Source organism: Actinosynnema sp. NPDC004786, assembly GCF_053601135.1.
On record NZ_JBSGBG010000004.1, the window covers coordinates 1 to 24,874 of the forward strand.

At 72.5% G+C, this 24,874-nt stretch carries 19 protein-coding genes; 6 read left to right on the top strand and 13 right to left on the bottom strand.

Going from position 1 to position 24,874, the window contains the following annotated elements; genetic code table 11:
* Positions 1–199 precede the first annotated feature (199 nt).
* Complete coding sequence (locus ACWEFJ_RS04705; protein ID WP_449712928.1) at positions 200–796, bottom strand: hypothetical protein; 597 nt, start codon at positions 794–796, stop codon at positions 200–202.
* 126 nt (positions 797–922) lie between these two features.
* On the opposite strand from ACWEFJ_RS04705, the gene ACWEFJ_RS04710 reads away from it, so the two are divergent.
* Positions 923–1,552: a hypothetical protein gene (locus tag ACWEFJ_RS04710; RefSeq protein WP_449712929.1), complete on the top strand. Its 630-nt coding sequence runs from the start codon at positions 923–925 to the stop codon at positions 1,550–1,552.
* A 16-nt stretch (positions 1,553–1,568) separates the two neighbouring features.
* On the opposite strand, the gene prmC is transcribed toward ACWEFJ_RS04710, so the two are convergent.
* The 5 genes from prmC to rpmE form a co-directional block, all read right to left on the bottom strand.
* Entirely contained in the window at positions 1,569–2,432 is an 864-nt protein-coding gene (prmC, locus tag ACWEFJ_RS04715; RefSeq protein ID WP_449712930.1) for a peptide chain release factor N(5)-glutamine methyltransferase, read from the bottom strand.
* 19 nt (positions 2,433–2,451) lie between these two features.
* Positions 2,452–3,837, bottom strand: a complete 1,386-nt coding sequence (gene lpdA / locus ACWEFJ_RS04720) for a dihydrolipoyl dehydrogenase (RefSeq protein ID WP_378085946.1) — start codon at positions 3,835–3,837, stop codon at positions 2,452–2,454.
* A gap of 10 nt (positions 3,838–3,847) precedes the next feature.
* On the bottom strand, positions 3,848–5,053 hold the full coding sequence (locus ACWEFJ_RS04725) for an acyl-CoA thioester hydrolase/BAAT C-terminal domain-containing protein (RefSeq protein WP_449712931.1): 1,206 nt from the start codon (positions 5,051–5,053) through the stop codon (positions 3,848–3,850).
* Between the two features lie 293 nt (positions 5,054–5,346).
* The gene (gene prfA, locus ACWEFJ_RS04730) at positions 5,347–6,402 is read right to left on the bottom strand and encodes a peptide chain release factor 1 (protein WP_449712932.1); all 1,056 of its coding nucleotides are present in this window, start codon (positions 6,400–6,402) and stop codon (positions 5,347–5,349) included.
* 130 nt (positions 6,403–6,532) lie between these two features.
* Positions 6,533–6,745, bottom strand: coding sequence for a 50S ribosomal protein L31 (gene rpmE / locus ACWEFJ_RS04735; protein ID WP_378085939.1), 213 nt, complete (start codon positions 6,743–6,745; stop codon positions 6,533–6,535).
* A 246-nt stretch (positions 6,746–6,991) separates the two neighbouring features.
* On the opposite strand from rpmE, the gene ACWEFJ_RS04740 reads away from it, so the two are divergent.
* Positions 6,992–7,402: a hypothetical protein gene (locus ACWEFJ_RS04740; protein ID WP_378085937.1), complete on the top strand. Its 411-nt coding sequence runs from the start codon at positions 6,992–6,994 to the stop codon at positions 7,400–7,402.
* A gap of 206 nt (positions 7,403–7,608) precedes the next feature.
* On the opposite strand, the gene rho is transcribed toward ACWEFJ_RS04740, so the two are convergent.
* The 6 genes from rho to argS form a co-directional block, all read right to left on the bottom strand.
* The gene (rho, locus tag ACWEFJ_RS04745; RefSeq protein WP_378085935.1) at positions 7,609–9,627 is read right to left on the bottom strand and encodes a transcription termination factor Rho; all 2,019 of its coding nucleotides are present in this window, start codon (positions 9,625–9,627) and stop codon (positions 7,609–7,611) included.
* Positions 9,628–9,973: 346 nt separating this feature from the next.
* Positions 9,974–10,864, bottom strand: coding sequence for a homoserine kinase (gene thrB / locus ACWEFJ_RS04750; RefSeq protein ID WP_449712933.1), 891 nt, complete (start codon positions 10,862–10,864; stop codon positions 9,974–9,976).
* A complete protein-coding gene (thrC, locus tag ACWEFJ_RS04755) occupies positions 10,861–11,898 on the bottom strand; it encodes a threonine synthase (RefSeq protein ID WP_378085958.1) in 1,038 nt (345 codons plus the stop codon). Before thrC ends, thrB begins: the two co-directional genes overlap by 4 nt.
* Before the next feature lie 116 nt (positions 11,899–12,014).
* Positions 12,015–13,322: a homoserine dehydrogenase gene (locus tag ACWEFJ_RS04760; RefSeq protein ID WP_449712934.1), complete on the bottom strand. Its 1,308-nt coding sequence runs from the start codon at positions 13,320–13,322 to the stop codon at positions 12,015–12,017.
* A gap of 3 nt (positions 13,323–13,325) precedes the next feature.
* Positions 13,326–14,750, bottom strand: a complete 1,425-nt coding sequence (gene lysA / locus ACWEFJ_RS04765) for a diaminopimelate decarboxylase (RefSeq protein WP_378085929.1) — start codon at positions 14,748–14,750, stop codon at positions 13,326–13,328.
* Positions 14,750–16,393 (bottom strand): arginine--tRNA ligase, encoded by a 1,644-nt coding sequence (gene argS / locus ACWEFJ_RS04770; RefSeq protein ID WP_449712935.1) that lies wholly within the window; start codon positions 16,391–16,393, stop codon positions 14,750–14,752. The genes lysA and argS overlap by 1 nt, the downstream gene beginning before the upstream one ends.
* 170 nt (positions 16,394–16,563) lie before the next feature.
* On the opposite strand from argS, the gene ACWEFJ_RS04775 reads away from it, so the two are divergent.
* From ACWEFJ_RS04775 to ACWEFJ_RS04785, 3 genes are all read left to right on the top strand, one after another.
* Complete coding sequence (locus ACWEFJ_RS04775) at positions 16,564–17,403, top strand: DUF3105 domain-containing protein (RefSeq protein WP_378085925.1); 840 nt, start codon at positions 16,564–16,566, stop codon at positions 17,401–17,403.
* A 4-nt stretch (positions 17,404–17,407) separates the two neighbouring features.
* Positions 17,408–18,118 (top strand): DUF305 domain-containing protein, encoded by a 711-nt coding sequence (locus tag ACWEFJ_RS04780; protein ID WP_378085923.1) that lies wholly within the window; start codon positions 17,408–17,410, stop codon positions 18,116–18,118.
* A 192-nt stretch (positions 18,119–18,310) separates the two neighbouring features.
* Positions 18,311–18,679 carry a hypothetical protein gene (locus ACWEFJ_RS04785; RefSeq protein ID WP_378085921.1) on the top strand — a complete coding sequence of 123 codons (369 nt, stop codon included), beginning with the start codon at positions 18,311–18,313 and terminating at the stop codon, positions 18,677–18,679.
* 611 nt (positions 18,680–19,290) lie between these two features.
* Here ACWEFJ_RS04785 and ACWEFJ_RS04790 read toward each other — a convergent pair.
* Positions 19,291–20,427: an ROK family transcriptional regulator gene (locus ACWEFJ_RS04790; protein WP_449713046.1), complete on the bottom strand. Its 1,137-nt coding sequence runs from the start codon at positions 20,425–20,427 to the stop codon at positions 19,291–19,293.
* Between the two features lie 177 nt (positions 20,428–20,604).
* On the opposite strand from ACWEFJ_RS04790, the gene ACWEFJ_RS04795 reads away from it, so the two are divergent.
* Complete coding sequence (locus ACWEFJ_RS04795; protein ID WP_449712936.1) at positions 20,605–24,870, top strand: GH92 family glycosyl hydrolase; 4,266 nt, start codon at positions 20,605–20,607, stop codon at positions 24,868–24,870.
* The last annotated feature ends 4 nt before the right edge of the window (positions 24,871–24,874 follow it).

Consider the following 24,874-nt stretch of genomic DNA (forward strand, 5'->3'; position numbering starts at 1 on the left):
GGTCGGAGCCGGCAGGCTTGGCGGGACGCTTTTCCCCGCCGGGCCTGCCGGCTACGGCCTGCCTGGGGTGCTCGTACGGGCCCCATGTCAAATCGGGCCGGACCCGCCCCCGGCACCCCGCCACAAACCCCACCCCGCCACAAACCCACCCCGCCCCCGGAACCCTCCGCACCCCACCAAACCCGCCCCCGGCACCCCCCTACCGCACCTCCTCCGCGTCAACCGCCCACTGCCGCTTCCGGTGCGCCATCACGAACCCGAACACCAACGCGCCACCCACCACCACCCCACCCACCGCCACCGCCGCGTTCCCGATCGCCCCGCCCACGAACGGCAGCACGAGCACCGCCAACCCGACCACCGCCGCCGTCCCCACGTCGGGCTCCACCCACCGCCACCGCTCCGCCCGGTCCAACCGCCGGTGCAGCTCGGCCGCGAACCCGCTCAACCCCGGGTGCGGGCTGAGCGTCAGGATCTCGTCGGCCAACGCCCGGCACTCCGCCGCCTGCCGCGCGCCCGTGACCACCAACGCGCCACCCGCCGCCACATCGCGCACCTCGGCGCTCCGCGCGGCCAACGCGATGGCCAGGTGCGTGCGCAGCACGTCGTCCGCGCGCGGCGACCCACCCCTCCCCAACTCGCCGCGCACGACCGCCACCGCCTCCGCCGCACCGGTCCCGCCCTCGCCCAACGCCCGCGTCAGCACACCCAGCGACCGGGCCAACCGCATCCGATCCGGTTCCGCGAATTCGGTCAGGTCGACGCGCGGGATGCGGGCGTCCAACCATTCCCGCACTTCACTCCACTCGTTCGGACCATTGACAGCCATCGCGGGTCCTCCGATTTACTCGCCGGAGCGTTGGTGTCCAGATCATCCCCGATGGCGAGGCGTCCGGTGGCCCCGGTGACTGCGAGAACCCCGATGGGTGCCCTCCCCCTCGCCCTGACCTACGCCGTCGCCTACCTGCTGGTCGCCGGCGCGGCGAGCTACCTGACCTTCGCCCCGCCGCCGACCCCACCGGCAGCCGCCGCCACACCGACCATCCCCTCAATCCCGACCACCACCGTCACCACCACCACTCAGACCCCAACCCCCACCCCAACCACCACCAATCCCTCAGACCTCCGACAAATCGAAGCACCGGGCGGCCTCACCACCACCATCCCGGCCACCTGGACCGTCGCCGAGGGCACCGTCACCACCACCCTGGTCGCCACCGACCCGACCTCTCCCCGCCGCGAGCTGCGACTGGGCGGCGCACCGGTCACCGACCCGGGCAAGACGCTCCTCGACCGCATCACCGAAGCCGCCACCGACCGCGAACGCGAACCCGGCCACCGCCGGGTGACGCTCACCGCCACCACGATCCGCGGCCACCCGGCCGTCACCTGGGAATTCGACGAGAACGCGTCCTCGGGCCCGAAACGCGTCGCCACCGCCTTCTGGGAAGCGAACGGCATCGAATACGTCCTGTACTCGGCCGGCCCACCGGAGGAGTGGGAACTCACCCGCTCGCGCCTCGCCCTGATGAGCGCTTCGGCGAAGCCCTAGCACGAGCGCCCGGACGTCACACCCGACGCGCCGTCGAGAACCGCGACCGCCACGCCAGGTCCGGGTGGTCCTCCACGTCGGTCAGCACCTTCCGCGCCCCCAGCAACGCGGGCACGATCGCCCCCTGCGTGTCGTCGTGCTCGATCGCCACGTGCCCGCCGGGCTTGAGCAACCGCGCCGCCACCCCCACCACGTGCCGGATCACGTCCAACCCGTCCTCACCACCGAACACGGCGTGCCGCGGGTCGTGCTCCGCCACCTCCGGCGGCACCTCGGTCCCGTCCGGCACGTACGGCGGGTTGCACAGCACCAGGTCCACCCGACCGTCGAGGTCGCTCAGCACGTCCACCGCCGTCACGTCACCGGCGTGCAGCGTGATCGGGGTGTCCCCCGCCGCCGCGCGGGCCTCCGCGTTGCGCCGCGCCCACGCCAACGCGCCGGGGTCGCGCTCCACCGCGTGCACGGAGGCGTGCGGCAACCGGTGCGCCGCCGCCAGCGCCAGCGCGCCCGAGCCCGTGCACAGGTCCACGACCACCGGCGCGTCCGCGCCGTCCACCGTGCACAGGCCCCATTCGAGCATCAGCTCGGTCTCCGGGCGCGGGATGAACACGCCCGGACCCACCTCCAGGTCCAGCCCGCCCAGGTGCGCCCACCCGGTGATGTGCTGCAACGGCACGCGCGTCATGCGCTGCCGCACGACCTTGTGCAGCGCGTCCACCACCGCCGGGTCGACCATCGGGATCAGCGGCAACCGCGACCGCTCGACGCCGAGCACGTGGGCGGCGAGCAGTTCCGCGTCGACTCGAGGGCTGTCGACACCCGCCGAGGCCAGCAGGCGTTCCGCTTCCATGATCGCCGGCCGCAGCGGGTGTCGAGTCATGCGCTCCAGGGTAGGGGCCTCAGAAGTTGATCATGTGTCCGGCCAGGCCGTGCACCGCTTCCTTGACCGCCTCGCCGAGCGTCGGGTGCGCGTGCACGTTGCGGGCCACCTCGTGCACCGTGAGGTCCCACTGCTGGGCCAGCGTCAGCTCCGGCAGCAGCTCCGTCACGTCCGGCCCGATCAGGTGACCGCCGAGCAGCTCGCCGTACTTGGCGTCGCTGATCAGCTTCACGAAACCGGCCGAGTCGCCGATGCCGTGGGCCTTGCCGTTCGCGGTGAACGGGAACTTCGCCACCCGGACGTCGAACCCGCGCTCGCGCGCCTGCGCCTCGGTCCACCCGAACGACGCGATCTGCGGCTGGCAGTACGTCGCCCGCGGGATCATCACGAAGTCCAGCTCCATGGTCTCCGCGCCCGCGATCGTCTCCGCCGCGATGATGCCCATGGACTCGGCGGCGTGGGCGAGCATCAGCTTCGCCGTCACGTCGCCGATCGCGAAGATGTTCTCCACGTTCGTGCGACCGCGCCCGTCGACCGCGATCGCGCCGCGCTCGGTGAGCCGGACCCCGGTCTTCTCCAGCCCGTAGCCCTCGACGCGCGGCTGGAAGCCGATGGCCTGGAGCACCTTGTCGGCCTCCAGCACCTCTTCCGCGCCGTCCTTCGACACCGTCACCCGCACCCGCGGGCCGGAGTCGTCGATGGACTCCACCCGGGTGGACGTGCGCACGTCGATCCCGAGCCGCTTGTACCGCTTGGCCAGCTCGGCCGACACCTCGGCGTCCTCCAGCGGCACCACCCGGTCGAGGAATTCGACGATGGTGACCTTCACGCCGTAGTTGTGCAGCACGTACGCGAACTCGACGCCGATCGCGCCCGCGCCGGCGATGACGATGCTCTCCGGCAGGTCCTGCGACAGGATCTGCTCCTCGTACGTCACCACCCGATCGGACAGCTTCGTCCCCGGCAGGAGGCGGGTCGTCGCGCCCGCCGCGATGATCGCGTGCGAGAACGTGACCGTCTCATCACCCACCTGGATGGTGTTCGCGTCGAGGAAGGTCCCCCGACCGTTGTACTCGGTGATGCCGTTCTTCTTCATGAGGAAGTGCACGCCCTTGACGCGCCCGTCCGCGACCTTCCGGCTGCGCTCGTAGGCGACGCCGTAGTCGAACTTCACCGAGCCGTCGACCTGGATGCCGTAGGTCTTCTGCTCGTGGGTGAACAGGTGCGCGAGCTCCGCGTTGCGCAGCAGCGCCTTGGACGGGATGCAGCCCACGTTCAGGCACACGCCGCCCCAGTAACGCTCCTCGATGACCGCCGTCTTCAGCCCGAGCTGGGCCGCCCGGATCGCGGCGACGTACCCGCCTGGCCCCGCACCGAGGACCACGACGTCAAAGTGTGCGCTCATGAACGACACATTAGGTGCCCAGTTGGTCGGACAAGAACTCAACGGTCCGACGCCACGCGTCCGCGCGGGCGGCGGCCGTGGCGGCCGGCGTGCCGCCCATCGCGAACCGCACGCCGGGCCCCGGCACCACCAGGTCCGTCACCGGTCGGTGCGGCGGCCCCGCGATCAGGTGTCCTGCCTCGGGGTACACCACGTGCTCGTGCCGGTGCCCGTGCCCGAGCCCGGTCAGCCGGCGCCAGGCGACCTCGCTGAGCGCCTCGGACGGCCACGACTCGTCCCGCCCGGATGAGAGCAGCAACACACCGCCCGCAATGCGCTCGACCGGGATCTCGACGTCCTCCGGGACGCCGTCGGAGAGGTCGAACGCCAGCCGCAGCGGCACCGGTTCGCCGTCGACCACGAGGCGGCGCAGCTCGTCCGGGGTCGAGTACGGCAGGTACGGCAGCGGCCTGCCCTGCCACGTCCACGACGCGGCCTCGTGCTCCAGCTTCCGCAGCAGCCGCGCGCCCGGTCCGATGCACTGCGTCACCACGCCGCTGCCGACCACGCTCACCACGGCCTTGACCTGCGGGAACGTCGCGCCGACCAGCAACGCCAGCTCACCGCCGCGCGAGCCGCCGACGACGCCGACCGCGCCGGCCCGCCCGCCCAGCCACTCCAGCGCGGCGCCGACGTACTCCAGCGGGATGTCGACCAGGTCGTCCGGGACGCCGGGCACGCCGAAGTAGGCCAGCGCGAGCGCCGCGAACCCGTGCCCGGCGAGCAGCGCGGCGTCGGCCTCGTGCAGCCCGCCCTCGGAACCGCCCAGCACCAGCACGCCGGGGTGCACCGCGTCGTCGTCGGGCTCGAACAGCACGCCGACCAGGCCGTTCTCGGCGACCTCGGTCCGCCGGACGCCGTCGGGCACGGCCGGTCGCTCCAGCTCCACCTTGCCGACGCCGACGACCTCGACCAGCGCGGGACCGGGCGGCTCGCCGGTCCGGGTCATCGACCAGAACAACCCCATCGGGTCGACGCCGGAGTAGTCGCCCTCGACGGGCGCGTGCCGGCCCAGGTCGACCACGCCGCGTTCGTCGGCCAGGAACACCGCGGACGAGGCCCGGTCGCCGGTCGACGCGCGGATCGTGACCCGCTCGTCGGGCGGCAGGTCGGTGACGCGGACCCGCACCTCGGCGTCGAGCGGGGCGCGCCGCGGGGTCACCAGGATTTCCGCCATCACGCACCCTCCGCTCGCCTCGGCCCGCCCGCCGGCGAGCGGTCACCCACCCCCCGGCTTACCCGCCGGCGAGCCGTTCCAGCCGCCGACGAGCCATCGCACGCCCGACCGCCCACGGGGCAGCCCGGTCGGCCCGCGGGCGCGCCTGCCCGGCCCGCCCACCGACAACCGGCCGCGGCTCACCCGCGGGCACCCCGGCACAGCCGCCGGCGAGCCGGTCTCCCCGCTCACCTGCCGGCGAGCCGGTCAGCCCGCCCGGCTCACCTGCCGGCGAGCCGGTCAGCCCGCCCGGCTTACCCGCCGGCGAGCCGTTCGGCTCGGTCGGCCGCGGCCAGGGCGTCCAGCACCGCGTCCAGGTCGCCGTCGAGCACCTGGTCCAGGTTATGGGCTTTGTACCCAACCCGGTGATCGGAGATGCGCGATTCCGGGAAGTTGTAGGTGCGGACCCGCTCGGAGCGGTCCACCGTGCGGATCTGCGAGCGCCGGGCGTCCGACGCCTCCTGCTGCTGCTTCTCCTCGGCCAGCGCGGTCAGCCGCGCCTGGAGCACCTGCATCGCGCGGGCCTTGTTCTGCAGCTGGCTGCGCTCGTTCTGGCAGGACACCACGATGCCGGTGGGCAGGTGGGTGATGCGCACCGCCGAGTCGGTCGTGTTGACGCTCTGCCCGCCCTTGCCGGACGAGCGGAAGACGTCCACGCGCAGGTCGTTCTCGTCGATCTCGATCTCGACGTCCTCGGTCTCCGGGAACACCAGGACGCCGGCCGCGGAGGTGTGGATGCGGCCCTGCGACTCGGTCACCGGCACCCGCTGCACGCGGTGCACGCCGCCCTCGTACTTCAGGCGCGACCACACGCCCTCGGGGCTGTCCGCGCGGCTCTTGATGGCCACCGTGACGTCCTTGTAGCCGCCCAGGTCGGAGTCGGTGCCGTCGAGCACTTCGGCTTTCCACCCGTGCCGTTCGGCGTACCGCAGGTACATGCGCAGCAGGTCGCCCGCGAACAGCGCGGACTCCTCGCCGCCCTCGCCGGACTTGATCTCCAGCACGACGTCCGCGCCGTCGTGCGGGTCGCGGGGCAGCAGCAGCTCGGTGAGCTTGGCCTCCAGCGCCGGGACGGCCTTGGCCAGCTCCTCGGCCTCCTCGGCGAACGCCGCATCCTCGGCGGCCAGCTCGCGGGCCGTCTCCAGGTCCGACTTCGCCTGCTCCAGCTCACGAGCGGTCTTCACGATCGGGGTCAGCTCGGCGTAGCGCTTGCCGAGCTTGCGCGCGCCCGCCTGGTCGGCGTGCACCGAGGGGTCGGCGAGCCTGGCTTCCAGCTCGGCGTGCTCGGCCAGCAGGGCGTCCAGCGTCACGGCGGTGCTCCGGTCTCAAGCGTCTCGGCGGCCGGCGGTCGGCCGCGGCGCGGTGGTGAGGGGTGGTCGACGGGGTGCGGAGACGACAACGGCGTCCACCCGCGATACGGGGTGGACGCCGTGGTGTCGGCTACTTGGCGCGCTTGCCGTAGCGGGCCTCGAAGCGCGCGACCCGACCACCGGTGTCGAGGATCTTCTGCTTGCCGGTGTAGAACGGGTGGCAGTTGGCGCAGATCTCGACGTGGATGGCGCCGGACGGCTTGGTGCTGCGGGTGGTGAAGGTGTTGCCACAGCCGCAGGTGACCTCGGTCGTCACGTACTCGGGGTGGATGCCGGTCTTCAACGTCTTGTCCCTTCCTAGGTGGCCGCCGGGTCCTCGTCGGATTCTTCGAGGTGAACCGGAGCCGGACTCGACCCGACAGTGTGCCAGATCGGCGGTCACCGACTGCAACGCGAGCCCGGCCCCCGTTGTTCCCGGTGGCGGGTGTCACAACCGCTCACCGATCGGGGTCGACCATTTGGCGCACGAGGTAACCGCTGAAATACAGAGAGCAGCGGACGGCGTTGCGCGGACGCCACACTGTGCCCCGTGTTCTGCACTGTCGGACGTCCACTCCCGTTATCCGCGTGGCTGGCCGTGCCGTTCCTGTTCAGCGCCGCCGTCCTGGGCCTCGTCGGGCTCGGCGGGCTGCTGATCGGGGTGCCCGGCGACCTCACCCTGTCGAGCCCCGTGTTCGGCGCGGGCGTCGCCGTCGGCGTCGCGGCGTCGACCGCCGTGCGGTGGACCGCCTCCTGGCAGCGGGTCTGGCTGCGCTGGCCCTACCTGGTCTCGGTGCTGGTCGCCGGGGTGCTGCTGGACGGCGTCCGGGTGCCCGTGCCCGCCGTCGTGGCCCTGGGCGTGCCCGTCACCGCGCTGCTGGTGGCCCGGTACTTCCTCGAACGCCGCCGCACGGCCGCGCTCGCCGAGGCGGGGCTGCTCTCCCCCACCCCGCCCTGCTGACCGGCCGCACCACCCGACCTGCCGGACCCACCGGCCGCCGGGCCGGCCGGACCGCACCGACCGCCAGGCCCGCCACAGCCCCGCCGGACCCCGCCAACCGGCCAACCACCGGACCCGCCGAACCCCGCCCGACCACCCCGCGGCCCCGGAACGCCCGAAGGCCCGCCCGGCGTGGCGCCGGACGGGCCTTCGGTGGTCGGGACCGGTCAGTCGTTGTCCGCGCCCGGGGTGGTCTTCGCCACCTGCATCAGGAACTCGATGTTCGTGCGGCTCTTGCGCAACCGGTCCAGCAGCAGGTCGATGGCCTGCTGGCTGTCCAGCGCGTGCAGCACCCGGCGCAGCTTGTGCATGACCGCCAGCTCGTCGGGCGAGAGCAGCAGGTCCTCCTTGCGGGTGCCGGACGAGTCCACGTCCACCGCCGGGAAGGTCCGCTTGTCCGCGATCTTGCGGTCGAGCTTCAGCTCCGCGTTGCCGGTGCCCTTGAACTCCTCGAAGATCACGCTGTCGCCCGCGGACCCGGTCTCGACCAGGGCCGTCGCGATGACGGTCAGCGAGCCGCCGCCCTCGATGTTGCGGGCCGCGCCGAGGAACCGCTTCGGCGGGTACAGGGCGGTCGAGTCGACACCACCGGACAGGATCCGGCCGCTCGCGGGGGCCGCGAGGTTGTAGGCACGGCCCAGGCGGGTGATCGAGTCCAGCAGCACGACCACGTCGTGACCCATCTCGACCAGGCGCTTCGCCCGCTCGATGGCCAGCTCCGAGATCGTGGTGTGGTCCGACGGCGGGCGGTCGAAGGTGGAGGCGATGACCTCGCCCTTCACCGACCGCTGCATGTCGGTGACCTCTTCCGGGCGCTCGTCCACCAGCACCACCATCAGGTGGCACTCGGGGTTGTTCTTGGTGATCGCGTTGGCGATCGCCTGGAGCACCGAGGTCTTGCCCGCCTTCGGCGGCGACACGACCAGGGCGCGCTGGCCCTTGCCGATCGGCATCACCAGGTCGATGACGCGCGTGGTGAGGATGTGCGGCTCGGTCTCCAACCGCAGGCGCTCGTTCGGGTACAGCGGCGTCAGCTTGGTGAAGTCCGGCCGGTTGCGGGACTCCTCCGGGTCGAGGCCGTTGATCTTGTCCACGCGCACCAGCGGGTTGAACTTCTGCCGCTGCTGCTCGCCGTCGCGCGGCTGCCGCACGGCGCCGATCAGGGCGTCGCCCCGGCGCAGCCCGTACTTGCGGACCAGCGACAACGACACGTAGACGTCGTTCGGCCCGGCCAGGTAGCCCGAGGTGCGGACGAACGCGTAGTTCTCCAGCACGTCGAGGATGCCGGCCACGGGCAGCAGGACGTCGTCCTCGCGCACCTCGGTGTCGGTGGCGGGACCGCCGTCGTCGCCCCGGCCGCCGCGCCGGCGGCGGTCGCGGAAGCGGCGACCGCGACGGCCGCCCTCCTCGTCGCCGTCGTCCTGGCCCTGCTGCCGGTTGCGGTTCTGGTCGCGGTCGCGGCCACCCCGGTCGCCGCGGTCGTCACGCCCGCCCCGGTCGCCGCGGTTGCCGCGGTCGCCCCGGTCCTGGCGCTGTTCGCGCTGCTCGGAGCGCTCCGACCGGTCGCCCCGGTCGGGCCGCTCGGCGCGCTCCTGGCGGCCGTCGCCCTGACGCCCGTCGCGGCCGTCGCCGCGATCGCCCGACCGCGTGTCGACCTGCGGCCGCTCGGCCTGCGGCTGGGCCTGCTGGCCGTCGGCCGCCGGCGACTCGGGGCTGCCCGCGGGGCGGTTGGCGGAACGGCGACGGCGGTTGCCCCGCCGGCCACCCTCCTCCTCCACGGGGCGGTCGGTCACGTCGAGCTGCTGCTGGGTCGGCTTCTCCACCGGCGCGGGGGCCTCGGCGGCCTGCTCCGCGACGGGGGCCTTCCCGACCACCGCCTTGGGGGCCTCGGCCTTCTTCTCGGCCTTGGGCGGCGTCGCGGCACTGCCCCGACCGGAGGTGCCGCCCTGCCGCTCCTTGATGGCGGCGATCAGGTCGCCCTTGCGGAGGCCGGCGGTGCCGGTGATGCCCAGCTGACCTGCGAGTTCACGGAGTTCGGCCAGCACCATTCCAGAGAGGCCCGCGCGCTTGCGCGGCGTGGCGCTGCCGTTCGAAGGGGTGGTCAGAGCGTTCTCCTCGGCTCCGGAACTGGCAGCGGGGTCGGGAGCAGCAGGAGCTTGGCTGCTCAGTACATCGGTGTTGGTCACACATGTCCTTCCTGACCGGAGCGCGCCTCCTACGCGCTCCAGCGGACCTGCCGTCCGACGGAATGCGGCGCGGCAGTTTCGTCCCGGTTCAGGCGGACCTGGCGACGGCGCGGAACGCGCACGAAAGCTGGAGTCCTCCGGTGCGGGACTTTCGGTCACACGGCGAGCGGGTGCCTTCCAGCGTCGGCCCCGTCCGTACGGCACAGAGCCAAGTCACTGGAGGAATGCGATCCGGAACGAACGTCCGGGCACCACACCGGCGCCCGTGCGCGCGGTGACTGATGGCCCCGAGGGTAGACGCCGGTCCGGCCGGGTGCAACAACCGGGGCACGGCGCGTCGCATCACTCAGCCGAGTGGCGCAACCCGCACTCCGGCCAGGTCGACCGGCACCCGCCGGGCCTCGAACCCCGCCAGGTCCACCCCGGGCGGCAGCACGCCGTCGGGTGGCAGGGCCAGGACCGTGGGTCCCGCGCCGGACACCGCGGCCGCCACCCCGGCCTCCCGCAACGCCCGCACCAGGCGCGTCGTCGCAGGCCAGGCGGGCTCCCGGTACGGCTCGTGCAGCCGGTCGTCCAACGCCTCCGGCAGCAGCGACGGGTCGGCGGCGAGGGCGTGCACGGCCAGCGCGGACCGGCCCGCGGCGAACGCGGCGTCCTCGTGCGGCACCTTCGACGGCAGCAGGCCGCGGGTGGTGTGCGTGGACGACTCCTCCGAGGGCACCAGCACGACCGGCGACACGCCGGGGTGCGGGTCCACGCGCACCGCGCGGTAGCGGTCACCGCGCGTCCACGCGATGACCACGCCGCCGAGCATGGCCGCCGCCGCGTTGTCGGCGTGGCCCTCGAACTCCGCGGCGAGTTGCAACGCGCTCGTGTCCGTCCCGCGACCGGCGAGGGCGAAACCGGCCGCCACGCCGGCCACGACCGCCGCCGCCGACGAGCCGAGGCCGCGCGCGTGCGGGATGCTGTTGCGGCACGTCAGCCGCAGGCCGGGCACGTAGAGGCCGACCAGCTCGCACGCCGCCCGGAACGCCCGCACGACCAGGTGGCGCTCGTCGGTGGGCACGTCCGCCGCGCCCTCGCCGGAGACCTCCACCGCCAGGCCGCCGCCGGTCACGGCGAACTCCAGCTCGTCGTGCACGCCCAGCGCCATGCCGAGCGCGTCGAACCCCGAGCCGAGGTTCGCCGTGGACCCGGGGACGGTGACGCGGACGGCGCGGACGGCCGGGGCCGTCACGCCAGCTCCAGGGCGGTCGCCACGGCGCCGGGGTCCACCGGGACCGGCTCCACCTCGGGCATGCCCAGCAGGGCCGTGTCGGGGTCCTTCAGGCCGTGCCCGGTGACCGTGCAGACGACCGTGGAGCCCCGCGGCAGCCGGCCGTCGGCGGCGGTGGCCAGCAGGCCCGCCACGCTGGTGGCGGACGCGGGCTCGACGAAGATGCCCTCGGTCGAGGCCAGCAGCCGGTACGCCTCCAGGATCTTCTCGTCCGTCACGGCCTCGAACAGCCCGCCGGACTCCTCCTTGGCGGCCACCGCGCCCGTCCAGGACGCCGGGCTGCCCACCCGGATGGCGGTCGCGATCGTCTCCGGGTTCGCCACCGGCTCGCCGAGCACCAGCGGCGCGGAGCCCGCGGCCTGGAACCCGAACATGCGGGGCGTGGCGTCGATCACGCCGTCGCGGTGGTAGTCGGAGTAGCCGCGCCAGTAGGCGGTGATGTTGCCCGCGTTGCCGACCGGCAGGCAGTGCACGTCCGGCGCGCGGCCGAGCACGTCGCAGATCTCCCACGCGGCGGTCTTCTGGCCGATCAGGCGCACCGGGTTGACCGAGTTGACCAGGGTGATCGGGTACTCGGTCGACGTCTTGGAGGCCAGCTCCAGGCAGTCGTCGAAGTTGCCGTCGATCTGCAGGATGCGCGCGCCGTGCGCGACGGCCTGGGCCAGCTTGCCCAGCGCGATCTTGCCGCGCGGCACGAGCACCGCGGCGGTCAGGCCCGCCTTGGCCGCGTAGGCGGCGGCGCTCGCGGAGGTGTTGCCGGTGGACGCGCAGATCACCGCCCGGATGCCGCTGGCCAGGGCGTGCGTCATGGCCACGGTCATGCCGCGGTCCTTGAACGAGCCGGTGGGGTTCGCGCCCTCGACCTTGACGTAGACCCGGCAGCCGGTCAGGTCCGACAGGTGCTCGGCGGCCACCAGCGGCGTGCCGCCCTCGTGGAGGGTGACGACCTCGGCGCCCTCGGGGAGTTCGATCCGGTCCGCGTACGCGTGGATGATGCCCGGCCACCCCGGTCGCGCGGTCGTCTGGTTGCCGGCTCCGCCGACGGTCGTCCGGTTGCCGGCTCCGCCAACGGTCGTCGGATTGTCGGCTCCGCCGACGGTCGCCTGGTGCGTCAACTCTCTTCGCCTTCCACCCGCATCACGCTGACCACTTCCCGAACCACGGGCAGCCCGCCGATTTTGTCCACGGTCGACCGCAGTGCCGCGTCGGTAGCGGCGTGGGTGACGATCACCAGGCTGGCGTCGTCGACCCGACCCTCCTGCCGCACCGCCGCGATGCTCACGTCGTGCTCCGCGAACACCGCAGCGACCTGCGACAACACGCCCGCCCGGTCGGCGACGTCGAGGCTGATGTGATAGCGCGTCGGGGTCTGCCCCATCGGCCGCACGGGCAGCGCCGCGTAGGCCGACTCGCGCGGACCGCGCCCGCGGTGCACCCGGTTGCGGGCCACCGCGACCAGGTCGCCGAGGACCGCGCTCGCGGTCGGCGCGCCGCCCGCGCCCTGGCCGTAGAACATCATCTCGCCGGCCGCGTCGGCCTCCACGAACACCGCGTTGAACGCGCCGTGCACGCTCGCCAGCGGGTGGGAGGCCGGGATCATCGCCGGGTGCACCCGCACCGAGATGCCCTCGCCGTCCTCGTGGGGCACCCGCTCGCAGATCGCGAGCAGCTTCACCGTGCGGCCCAGGGCCTTGGCGGCGGCGATGTCGGCGGCGCTGACCTGCGCGATGCCCTCGCGGTGCACGTCGGCGGCCGTGACCCGGCTGTGGAAGGCGAGCGAGGCGAGGATCGCGGCCTTGGACGCGGCGTCGAAGCCGTCCACGTCGGCCGTCGGGTCCGCCTCGGCGTACCCGAGCCGGGTCGCCTCCTCCAGGGTCTCGGCGTAGCTCGCGCCGGTCGAGTCCATGCCCGAGAGGATGAAGTTCGTGGTGCCGTTGACGATGCCCATCACCCGGGTGATGCGGTCGCCCGCCAGCGACTCGCGCAGCGGGCGCAGCAGCGGGATCGCGCCCGCCACCGCCGCCTCGAAGTACAGGTCGGCGCCGGAGGCGTCGGCGGCCTCGAACAGCTCGGCCGAGTGCTCGGCCAGCAGCGCCTTGTTCGCGGTCACCACGGACTTGCCCCTGCGCAGGGCGTCGAGCAGCAGCGTGCGCGCGGGCTCGATGCCGCCGATGACCTCGACGACCACGTCCACCTCGGGCCGCGACACGAGCGCCGCCGCGTCGGTGGTGAGCAGCTCCGCCGGCACCTCGCGGTGCTTGTTGGGCTTGCGCACCGCGATGCCCGCCAGCTCGACCGGCGCGCCCGCCCGCGCGGTGAGGTCGGCCGCCTGGTCGGTGAGCAGCCGGACCACCTCGGTGCCGACCGTGCCGCAGCCCAGCAGCGCGACCCTGATCGGTTCGACCTCGTGGCTTGCCACTTCTCATACCTCCAGGCGGAACAGGTCTTCCTCGGTCTCCCGGCGCAGCAGCAACCGGGACGTCCCGCCCTCGACCGCGGCGAGCGCGGGCCGGGGCAGCCGGTTGTAGCCGCTGGCCATGGAGTAGCAGTACGCGCCGGTCGCGGCCACGGCGATCAGGTCGCCGGGCGCGAGGTCGTCGGGCAGCCAGCAGTCGCGCACGACCACGTCGCCGGACTCGCAGTGCTTGCCGACGACGCGGCACAGCACCGGCCGGGAGTCCTCGCCGGCCGCCCGCGAGACCAGCTTGCAGTCGTAGACCGCGTCGTAGAGCGCGGTGCGGATGTTGTCGCTCATGCCGCCGTCCACGCTCACGTACCGGCGCACCACGCCCGCGTCGAGCTGGACGTCCTTGATGGTGCCCACCTCGTACAGCGTCACCGTGCCGGGTCCGACGATGGCGCGGCCCGGCTCGACCGCGATCTTCGGCACGGGCAGCTCGGCGTGCTCGCACTCCTTGGCCACGATGTTCTGCAGCTGCCTGGCCAGCTCGGCGGGCGGCGGCGGGTCGTCGTCGGGGGTGTAGGCGATGCCGAGGCCGCCGCCCAGGTCGACGGTCGTCACGTGGTCGAGCAGCGCGTCGCCGTGCTCGTCGCGCAGGTCGGCGAGCAGGCCGATGACCCGGCGCGCGGCGACCTCGAACCCGCTGGCGTCGAAGATCTGCGAGCCGATGTGGCTGTGCAGGCCGACCAGCCGCAGCCCTTCCGACTTGAGCACCCGGCGCGCCGCCTCGGCCGCGTCGCCGGAGGACAGCGAGAAGCCGAACTTCTGGTCCTCGTGCGCGGTGGCGATGAACTCGTGCGTGTGCGCCTCGACGCCCACCGTCACCCGGATCATCACCGGCTGCACCCGGCCGCGCTCGCGGGCGATCTGGTCCAGGCGGGCGATCTCGTAGAACGAGTCCAGCACGACCGCGCCCACCCCGGCCTCGACCGCGGCGGTCAGCTCGGCGACGGACTTGTTGTTGCCGTGCAGCGCGATCCGCTCCGCCGGGAACCGGGCGCGCAGCGCCACGGCCAGCTCGCCGCCGCTGGCCACGTCGATGCTCAGGCCCTCCTCGGCGACCCACCGGGCCACCGCGACGGACAGGAACGCCTTGGACGCGTAGTGGACCCGGGTCGGGTCGCCGAACGCCTCGGCGTGCTCGCGGCAGCGCGAGCGGAAGTCGGCCTCGTCCATCACGAACAGCGGGGTGCCGTGCTCCTGGGCGAGTTGGCGCACGTCCACGCCCGCCAGGCGCACCGCGCCGTCGGCGGCGCGCTCGGCGTTGCGCGGCCACACCTGCGGGTGCAGCGCGTCCAGCTCCGCCGCGGTGGAGGGGCGGTTGCCCGCCGTGTTGGCGGGGACGAGGACGTCGGCGTGCCGGGGACCGGCCGGGTGCGCGCGCATCACATGCGCTCCGGCGCGGTCACGCCCAGCAGCGCGAGGCCGTTGGCGAACACCTGGCGCGTGGCCGCGCACAGGCTCAGCCGGGCCCGGTGCAGCTCGGTCGTCTCCTCGTCGCCGCGGGGCAGCACCCGGCACGCCTCGTAGAACCGGTGGTAGGTGCCGGCCAGCTCCTCCAGGTACCGCGCCACGCGGTGCGGTTCGCGCAGCTCGCCGGCCGTGGCCACGACGCGGGGGAACTCGCCGAGGGTGCGGATCAGGTCGCCCTCGCGGTCGTGCACGAGCAGGTCTGCCGCGTCGCCCGGCGTGACGCCCAGGTCGGCGGCGTTGCGCAGCACGGACGACAGCCGGGCGTGCGCGTACTGCACGTAGAAGACGGGGTTGTCGTTGCTGCGCTTGCGCAGCAGGTCGAGGTCGATGTCCAGGGACGAGTCGACCGACGAGCGGGTCATGGCGTACCGGGCGGCGTCCACGCCGACCGCGTCCACCAGGTCCTGCATGGTGATCACGGTGCCCGCGCGCTTGCTCATCCGCACCGGCTTGCCGTCGCTGACCAGGTTCACCATCTGGCCGATCAGCACCTCGACCGACGCCGGGTCGTCGCCGAGCGCCGACGCGGCGGCCTTGAGCCTGCCGATGTAGCCGTGGTGGTCCGCGCCGAGCATGTAGATGCAGAGGTCGAAGCCGCGCGACCGTTTGTCGACCAGGTACGCGATGTCACCGGCGATGTACGCCGGGTCGCCGTCGCTCTTGATGACCACGCGGTCCTTGTCGTCGCCGAACTCGGTGGACCGCAGCCACCAGGCGCCGTTCTCGAAGTACAGCGCGCCGGAGTCCTTGAGCTGCTCGACGGCCTTGGTGACCGCGCCGGACCTGTGCAGCGAGTCCTCGTGGAAGAAGACGTCGAAGTCCGTGCCGAAGTCGTGCAGGTCCTTCTTGATCTCCTCGAACATGAGGCCGACGCCGATGCGGCGGAACACCTCGTGCGAGTCCTCCGCGCTCAGCGCGCCGGGCTCCTGCCGCAGCACCTCGGCGGCGATGTCGCTCACGTACCCGCCCGCGTAGCCGTCCTCCGGCGCGGGCTCGCCCTTCGCGGCGGCGATCAGGGACCGGACGAACCGGTCGATCTGCGCGCCCGCGTCGTTGAAGTAGTACTCCCGGGTGACCTCGCCGCCGTTCGCCGCGAGGATGCGGCCGAGCGCGTCGCCGACCGCGGCCCAGCGGGTGCCGCCCAGGTGGATGGGGCCGGTGGGGTTCGCCGAGACGAACTCCAGGTTGATGCGCGTGCCGGCGAGCTGCTCGCCGCGGCCGTACGCCTCGCCGGCCTTGAGCACGTCCCGCACGATCGCGCCCTGGGCGTCGGCGGCGAGCCGCAGGTTCAGGAAGCCCGGACCGGCCACCTCGACCGAGGAGATGGCGTCGGTGCCGGTCAGCGCCTCGGCCAGCCAGCCGGCCAGGTCGCGGGGCGGCACGCCGACCTTCTTGGCGGTCTGGAGGGCGAGGTTCGTGGCGTAGTCGCCGTGCTCGGGGTTGCGGGGGCGCTCGACCGTGACCGCTGTGGGCAGGGCGGCGGTATCGAGGCCGCGGGCGGACAGCACGTCCACGGCCGTCGCACGGACCAGTTCAGCGAGCGCAGCGGGAGTCACCCGACAAGTCTAGGGAAGCGTTCCCGCTGGTCTCGACCGGGATGCGCGTCCCGCGAAGTGGGATCGGCCACGGCGCGTGACCACCCGCTGTGACGGGCAGTTGACGGTGATCAGACACGGTGTCCCTACACTGGCCCGCGATATGGGGGTACGACGAGACTGAGGCGGACATGACCAGCGGCAAGAAGACGAAGGCCGCGCGCTCCAGCGTTGCGGCGGCGCGCTCCTCGGTGGTGGCCAAGAAGCCCAAGCCGTGGGGCACCATCATCGCGGTGGTGGCTGTGCTGGCGCTGGCCGGCACCGTGTTCGGGTACGCGTACAGCCAGATCGCCGACCAGAACGCGAAAGAGGAAGCGCTCGCCCAGTGGACTCCCTCCGAGGAGAACAAGGACCCCTCGGACAAGATCGAAGGCGTGGTCAAGGTCGAGTACTCGGCCGGCCGGCACGTCGACGCCACGCAGCGGGTCGCCTACGACCAGTCGCCGCCCTTCGGCGGTCCGCACGACAACGTGTGGGCCGACTGCACCGGCACGGTGTACGACAAGGCCGTGCGCAACGAGAACATGGTGCACCCGCTGGAGCACGGCGCGGTCTGGATCACGTACAACCCCGACCAGGTCACCGGTGACGCGCTGGAGAAGCTGAAGTCGCGCGCCGAGGGCAAGCCGTTCACGATGCTGTCGCCGTACCCCGGCCTCGACAAGCCGATCTCGCTGCAGTCGTGGGGCCACCAGCTCAAGCTGGAGAGCGCCGACGACGAGCGCATCGACCAGTTCATCCAGTCGCTGCGGCGCAACCAGTACACCTACCCCGAGGTCGGCGCGCCGTGCGACTCGACCGGCTTCGACGTGTCCAACCCGCCGCCGTTCGTGGCGGAGGCCCCGGGCGCGGACGCCATCCCGATGGACGGCGGCACCCCGGACGCGTCCGAGCCGACCGGCGACCCCTCCGCCGCGCCGCCCGCGAGCGGCGCCGACACGCCGGCCCCCACCACCACGGCCGGCAGCTGACCCCATGGTCGACACCGAGCAGCAGGACGCCACCCCCGGCACCGGTGGGGGTACCGCGACCAAGACCGTCGTCGTGGCGGTCGCGGTCGTGGCGGTCCTGCTGCTCGGCGCCGCCATCGGGCTGCTGATCAAGCTGCCCGGCTCCGACACCGCCGCGCCGCCGCCGCGCGACTCCGTCGACGTCGGGTTCACGCAGGACATGTCGGCCCACCACCTGCAAGGCGTGACGATGGCCAACATCGCGCGCGACAAGACCGCCGACCCGGCCGTCAAGCAGCTCGCGTTCGACATCTCCTCGACGCAGCTGGAGCAGGTCGGCCGGATGAAGGGCTGGCTGTTCCTCTGGGGCTACCCCGAGCAGTCGGCCGACGGCAGGCACATGTGGTGGATGACGCCCCGCTCCGGCACGAACGGCCACCCGGGCCACTCCGGGGCCGGGTCGGGCGACGGGGCCGCCGAGATGCCGGGCATGGCGACGCCGCAGGAGCTGAACAAGCTGCGGTCGCTCACCGGCATCGAGTTCGACGTGTACTTCCTCCAGCTGATGCTGCGCCACCACCAGGGCGGCGCGCCCATGGCGGAGTACGCCGCCGCGCACGCCGGCGAGTCGGTCGTGCGCACGCTCGCGGACAACATGCTCAAGTCCCAGACGAGCGAGAGCACGTACATGAAGGAGCTGCTGGCCGAACGCGGCGCGGCTCCCCTCCCGAGCTGAATCCCCTGACCGGGTGACACATTCCCGGTCTTGCGCTGTTCGGGTAGTTCAACGTTGAAGCGTTGTTTTCCGCGTGCGCCGGCATCTTCCCGGTCACTACCTTTCGACCTCGGCACGGCATCGCCGCGCCCCTGACCGCGGGTCAGGTTCGGGGGCCTTTTCTTCGTGGGCTCCACGTCGCGAGGAGAATGAATGATCAAGCGCATCGCGTCCGCGCTCGCCGCCGTCGTGGCGGCGGCCGGCCTGTTGTTCGTCGCGCAGCCGACCGCACTGGCCAGCAACGGCAGCAGCAACGGCTGCACCTACCTGTTCGTGGAATACACGTCGAGCGGCAGCACGCGTTACATCAACTACGCCACGGCGTCGAACACGTGCGGCACCTACTGGGGGTTCCACGAGATCGGCGGGGTCACCGGCCCGACGCAGAACCAGGGCAGCTTCACCCGTTACTACGGCAACGTGGCCGTGCAGGCGGGCGGCTACATCTGCGCGACGAGCTGGCGGCACATCGGCGGCTCCACGTTCGAGCGCGTGGGCGCGCCCTGCACCCTGATCGCCTGACGGGGTGACTTCCGCCTGCCGATGTCCCGCGTGCGGGACATCGGCAGGCGGCATTCACGCCGCGCATTCATCTCGGATTCCCGTCAATGGCGATCGCCCCCAGGGGAATGTGCGCGGACGAATCAGGCGATCAATGGCCCTGTTCACCGCGCTGGCGCTGCCGCCACCGGCGCCACCGGCACGAGCGCGGTCGCGGACGAGCGGGCGGGCAGCGGCGAGTCCGTGCACGGCCGGGCGGTGGGCCCGGACGGCGCACCCGTACCACGGCGAGAGCCGGAAGCGTGACCACGCCTGCGCCCAGGCGGTCGACTTCACCACCGGCAGCCCACCCCGGTTCGACGGCTACCTCGGCCACCTGCCGGCGCGCCCAGGCGAGTTGCACCCATGTGTGTTACACGGGGCAGGTGTTTGCGGGCGCGGCACCTGCCCCGTGCCACGGTCGAAAGGGGACCACGTCCCCCGTACTCCCCTCTCGACTCCCCTTCTCACTGCGAAAGGACACACACCCTCCAGGAGGAGGTACGGTCACGCTACGTCCTTACCGGCGAGTTCGCTCCTACGACTTTCGAGTGAATCAGCAGGTGAGAGTCGCTCGACTACTGGTCGCTGCGTCACGTGCCGCGACGGTCGAACACCAGCTCGCGCGCCGACCGCAACCCGATCTCGATCGCGCCGCCGAGCACCGCGGCGTCGCCCAGCTCCCCCGCCACGATCCGCGGCACGAGCGGCGTCATCCGCCGCAGCGCGGCCTCCAGGGGCTCCTGCAACAGGTCGGTGTTGCTGCCGATGCCGCCGCCGAGCACCACCAGCTCGGGGTCGACCACCGCCACCACCGACGCGACCACGAACGCCAGCCGCTCGGCCTCGTCGCGCACGGCCAGCAGCGCCCGCCCGTCACCGGCCTTCGCGGCGGCGAACACGTCGCGCGCCGACCGCGCGGGCAGGCCGCGCTGCTTCGCCAGCGCCACCACGGACTCCGCCGCCGCGGCCGCCTCGACCTGGCCGCGCTGCCGTCCGTCCTCCTCGGACTGGCCGGTGTAGGGCAGGTACCCGACCTCGCCCGCCGCGCCGTGCGCGCCGCGGAACAGCCGGCCGTCCACCACGATCCCCATGCCGATCCCGGTGCCGACGGTGACGCACACGAACACGTCCGCGCCCCGCGCCGCGCCCTGGGCCTGCTCCCCCACGGCGGCCAGGTTGGCGTCGTTCTCCACCACCAGGCCCGCGCCGAGGGCGGCCTCCAGGTCGTCCAGCAGGCCGGGCCGCTCCCAGCCGGGCAGGTTCGGCGCGTGGTGCAGGGTCCGGTCGCGCGGGTCGGGCACGCCGGGCGTGCCGACCACCTTGACCACCATGTCGTCCAGCGACAGCCCGGCGTCGGCCGCGGTCCGCTCCGCCAACTCCCGCACCGTGCGGACCAGCGCCGTCGCCGACCGGCACCGGTTGCGCTCGTCCACCCGCGCGATCACCGAGCCGGCCAGGTCCGCCACCGCCGCCCGGATCCGCTGCCCGCCGATGTCCACGCCCAGCACGTGCCCGGCGGCGGGGTTCGGCTCGTAGACCACGGCCGACCGCCCCGGGCCGGCCGACGTGCGGCCGATGGGCCGGACCAGGCCGTGCTGCTCCAGGTCGAGCAGCGCCTGGCCCACGGTCGGCTTGGACAACCCGGTGTCCCGGGCGATCTGCGGCCTGGTCGCCGGACCGCCGTCCCGCAGCCGGTCGAGCACCGCGCGCTGGTTCAGCACGCGCATCCCCGCGGGGGTGCCCACCGGGGGCGGGTTCCGGGCCGTCACAGCGAGTGAGTGTAGATCGCCCGGAGCAGCACCCGGACAGGTCTGCGGACAAGATTCCCGACCCCACTTGACAACGATGTCAGCTACCCCTTTGCTTCGCTAAAGATCGGGTTGTCCGGGTGAAAGGCGTGCGCAATGGGGCACATGCGGGTCAGGAGATCGCTGGCGGTGGTCTCGACCATCGCACTCGCGGTGGGGAGCGTGGGAGGCTGGTCGTCCGCGACCGCCGCACCGGGGGAGCCAGCCGTGAGCGAGACGCTCTTCGCCACCTCGTTCGAGGACGGGCAGCCCCAGCCGACGTGGGTGAACACCGTCGAGACGGGCCCGGACGGCACGCCGAGGACGTCCGGCGTCAACGGCTCGGACTCCACCGGCATCCCCGGCAACGTCACCGACCGCGTGGTCGACGTGGCCGCCAACTCGGAGAACTCCGGGTCCGGCGAGGTCAAGGAGAACCTGGTCGACGGCAACGTGGCGTCGAAGTGGCTCACCTTCACCCGCACCGGCTGGGTGCGGTTCACCTTCGCCGAGCCGGTCGCGGTCAAGCGCTACGCGCTGTCCTCGGCCAACGACGCGCCCGAGCGCGACCCGAAGGACTGGACCCTGCGCGGCTCCAACGACGGCAGCACGTGGACGCCGGTCGACGCCCGCGCCGGCGAGGTCTTCACCGAGCGGTTCCAGACCAAGACCTACGACACCGCGAACACCGGGGCGTTCAAGCACTACCAGCTCGACATCACCGCCAACGCGGGCGGCGTCGACCTCGTCCAGCTCGCCGAGGTGCAGTTCTCCGACGGCTCCACCACGCCGCCCGCGCAACACATGCGCACCACCGCGGGCAAGGGCGCCAACGGCGGCTACAACGCCAAGGCGGGCGCGGGCTTCACCGGCGTGCGGGCGTTGCGGTACCAGGGGACGCACGTCGCCGAGGGGCGCGGCTACTCGTACAACAAGGTCTTCGAGGTCGACATCCCGGTCACGCCGACCACCGAGCTGTCCTACCTGATCTTCCCGTCGTTCACCACGGACGACCTGAACTACCCTGCCACGTTCGTCTCGGTGGACCTCGCGTTCGCCGACGGCACCTACCTCAGCGACCTGGGCGCGCGCGACCAGCACGGGTTCGAGCTGTCACCGCGCGGCCAGGGCGCGGCGAAGTCGCTCTACACCAACCAGTGGAACCGCGTGGCGTCCGTCATCGGCTCGGTGGCCGCGGGCAAGACGGTCAAGCGGATCCTGCTGGCCTACGACAACCCCGGGGGTCCGGCCGGGTTCAACGGCTGGGTGGACGACATCGCGGTGAAGTCCGCGCCCGTCGTGGTCGAGCGCCCGCGCCCGTCGGACTGGGTGCTGACCACCCGGGGCACCAACTCCAGCGGTTCGTTCTCGCGCGGCAACAACTTCCCGGCCACCGCCGTGCCGCACGGCTTCAACTTCTGGTCGCCCATGACGAACGCGGGCTCGATCAGCTGGCTCTACGAGTACGCCAAGACCAACAACCGGGACAACCTGCCGACGGTGCAGGCGTTCACCGCGAGCCACGAGCCGAGCCCGTGGATGGGCGACCGGCAGACGTTCCAGGTGATGCCGTCCACCGGCACGCCGACCGCCGACCGGGCCGTGCGCGCGCTGCCGTTCAAGCACGAGAACGAGACCGCGCGGGCGCACTACTACGGCGTGCGGTTCGAGAACGGGATGCGCACCGAGATCGCCCCGACCGACCACGCGGCGGTGTTCCGCTTCACGTTCGTGGACGACACGTCCAACCTGGTGTTCGACAACGTCAACAACGGCGGCGGGCTCACGCTGGACCCGGCGACCGGTGTGGTGACGGGCTTCTCGGACGTCAAGAGCGGCCTGTCCACCGGCGCGACCAGGCTGTTCGTGTACGGCGTCGTGGACAAGCCGGTGACGGGGTCCGGCCGGCTGACCGGCGTGGGCCGGGACAACGTGGCCGGCTACTTCCGGTTCGACACGTCCGGCGACAAGACCGTGACGATGAAGATCGCGACGTCGTTGCTCGGCGTCGACCAGGCGCGGCGCAACCTGGAGCTGGAGGTGTCCCCTTCGGACACGTTCGAGTCGGTCCGCGACCGCGCGCAGCAGGCGTGGGACCGGGTGCTCGGCGTGGTCGAGGTGGAGGGGGCCACGGAGGACCAGCTCACCACGCTCTACTCGAACCTCTACCGGCTCTACCTGTACCCGAACTCCGGCTTCGAGAACACCGGCACCGCCGACGCGCCCCGGTACCAGTACGCCTCCCCCGTGCAGCCCGCCGGCGCGTCCACGCCGACGCGGACCGGGGCGAAGGTCGTGGACGGCAAGATCTACGTCAACAACGGGTTCTGGGACACCTACCGGACCACGTGGCCCGCGTACAGCCTGCTGACGCCGACGAAGGCGGCCGAACTGGCGGACGGGTTCGTGCAGCAGTACCGCGACGGCGGGTGGATCTCGCGCTGGTCGTCGCCCGGTTACGCGAACCTGATGACCGGCACCAGCTCGGACGTGGCGTTCGCGGACGCGTTCGTGAAGGGCGTCGACCTGCCCGACGCCATGGCCGCGTTCGACGCGGCGGTGAAGAACGCGACGGTCGCGCCGCCGAACGCGGGCGTCGGCCGCAAGGGCCTGGACACCTCGATCTTCACCGGCTACACGTCCACCGCCACCGGCGAGGGCATGTCGTGGGCGATCGAGGGCTACGTCAACGACTACGGCATCGCGAACATGGCCAAGGCGCTGCACGAGCGGACCGGCGACGCGCAGTACGAGGCGGCGTACGAGTACTTCGCCAACCGCGCGCGGAACTACGTCCACATGTTCGACCCGAACACGGGCTTCTTCCAGGGCCGCAACCCGGACGGCACGTGGCGCGCCTCGCCGGAGGAGTACGACCCGCGCGAGTGGGGCCACGACTACACCGAGACCGACGGCTGGAACATGGCGTTCTCCGTGCCGCACGACGGCCAGGGCCTGGCCAACCTGTACGGCGGCCGGGAGGGGCTCGCGAAGAAGCTGGACGAGTTCTTCGCCACGCCGGAGACGGCGAAGTTCCCCGGCTCGTACGGCGGCGTGATCCACGAGATGACCGAGGCGCGCGACGTGCGGATGGGTCAGCTCGGGCACTCCAACCAGGTGTCGCACCACATCGCGTACATGTACGACTACGCCGGTCAGCCGTGGAAGACGCAGGAGAAGGTCCGCGAGATCCTGTCCCGGCTGTACCTGGGCAGCGAGATCGGCCAGGGCTACCCCGGCGACGAGGACAACGGCGAGCAGTCGGCGTGGTGGCTGTTCAGCGCGATGGGCTTCTACCCGCTGCAGATGGGCAACGACTCGTACGCGATCGGGTCGCCGCTGTTCAAGAAGCTGACCGTGCACCTGGAGAACGGGCGCACGCTCGTGGTCAACGCGCCCGCGAACTCGGCGGGGAACGTCTACGTGCAGTCGTTGAAGGTCAACGGCAAGAAGTGGGACAAGGCGCACCTGCCGCACGCGGAGATCGCGGGCGGCGGCGTGCTGGACTTCGAGATGGGGTCCGCGCCGTCGCGCTGGGCCACCGGTCCGGACGCCGCGCCGCCGTCGTTGACCACCGGTTCCGCGCCTCCCGCGCCGCTGCGCGACGTGACGCTGCTCGGGACCGTGACCGGCGCTCCGGCGGCCGTCGTGGACAACACCTCGCAGACCTCCGGCGCGCTGTCGTGGCTGCAGGTGGACCTGCCGTCGAAGAAGGAGAGCGCCACGTTCTACACGCTCACCTCGGGCAAGGCCGCGGGCGACCCGTCGTCGTGGGTGCTCAAGGGCTCCTACGACGGGAAGACCTGGTTCACCGCGGACGAGCGCTCGGGCGAGGCGTTCCCGTGGCGGCAGCAGACGCGGGCGTTCAAGATCGCCCGGCCGGGGCACTACCAGCACTACCGGCTGGAGTTCCCCGGTTCGGTGACCGTGGCCGAGGTCGAGCTGCTGGCCGAGCCGTTCGTGACGTGCACGGCGTCGGTGACCGGCGAGCACGCCGGGCCGTTGCGCGTGCGGTCGGGCGTGACGTGCGTGGACGGCGCTTCGGTGACGGGCCCGGTGACGGTGTCGGAGGGCGCGTCGCTGTACGTGTTCGGCGGCGAGCTGGGCGGCCCGGTGACCGCCACCGGCGCGGCGGCCGTCGTGCTGGTGGAGACGTCGGTCGGCGGTCCGGTGAACGTGACCGGCACGTCCGGTGAGGTGTCACTGGAACGAGTGACGGTGGACGGGCCGGTGCGGCTGGTGGACAACAAGGGCGGCACGCTCGTCGCCGGCAACACCGTCGGCGGGCCGCTGTCGTGCACGGGCGCCGAGCCGGCGCCGGTGGACAACGGGGTCGCGAACCAGGTGCGCGGGCCCAAGACGGGTCAGTGCGCCAGGATGTAGGCGC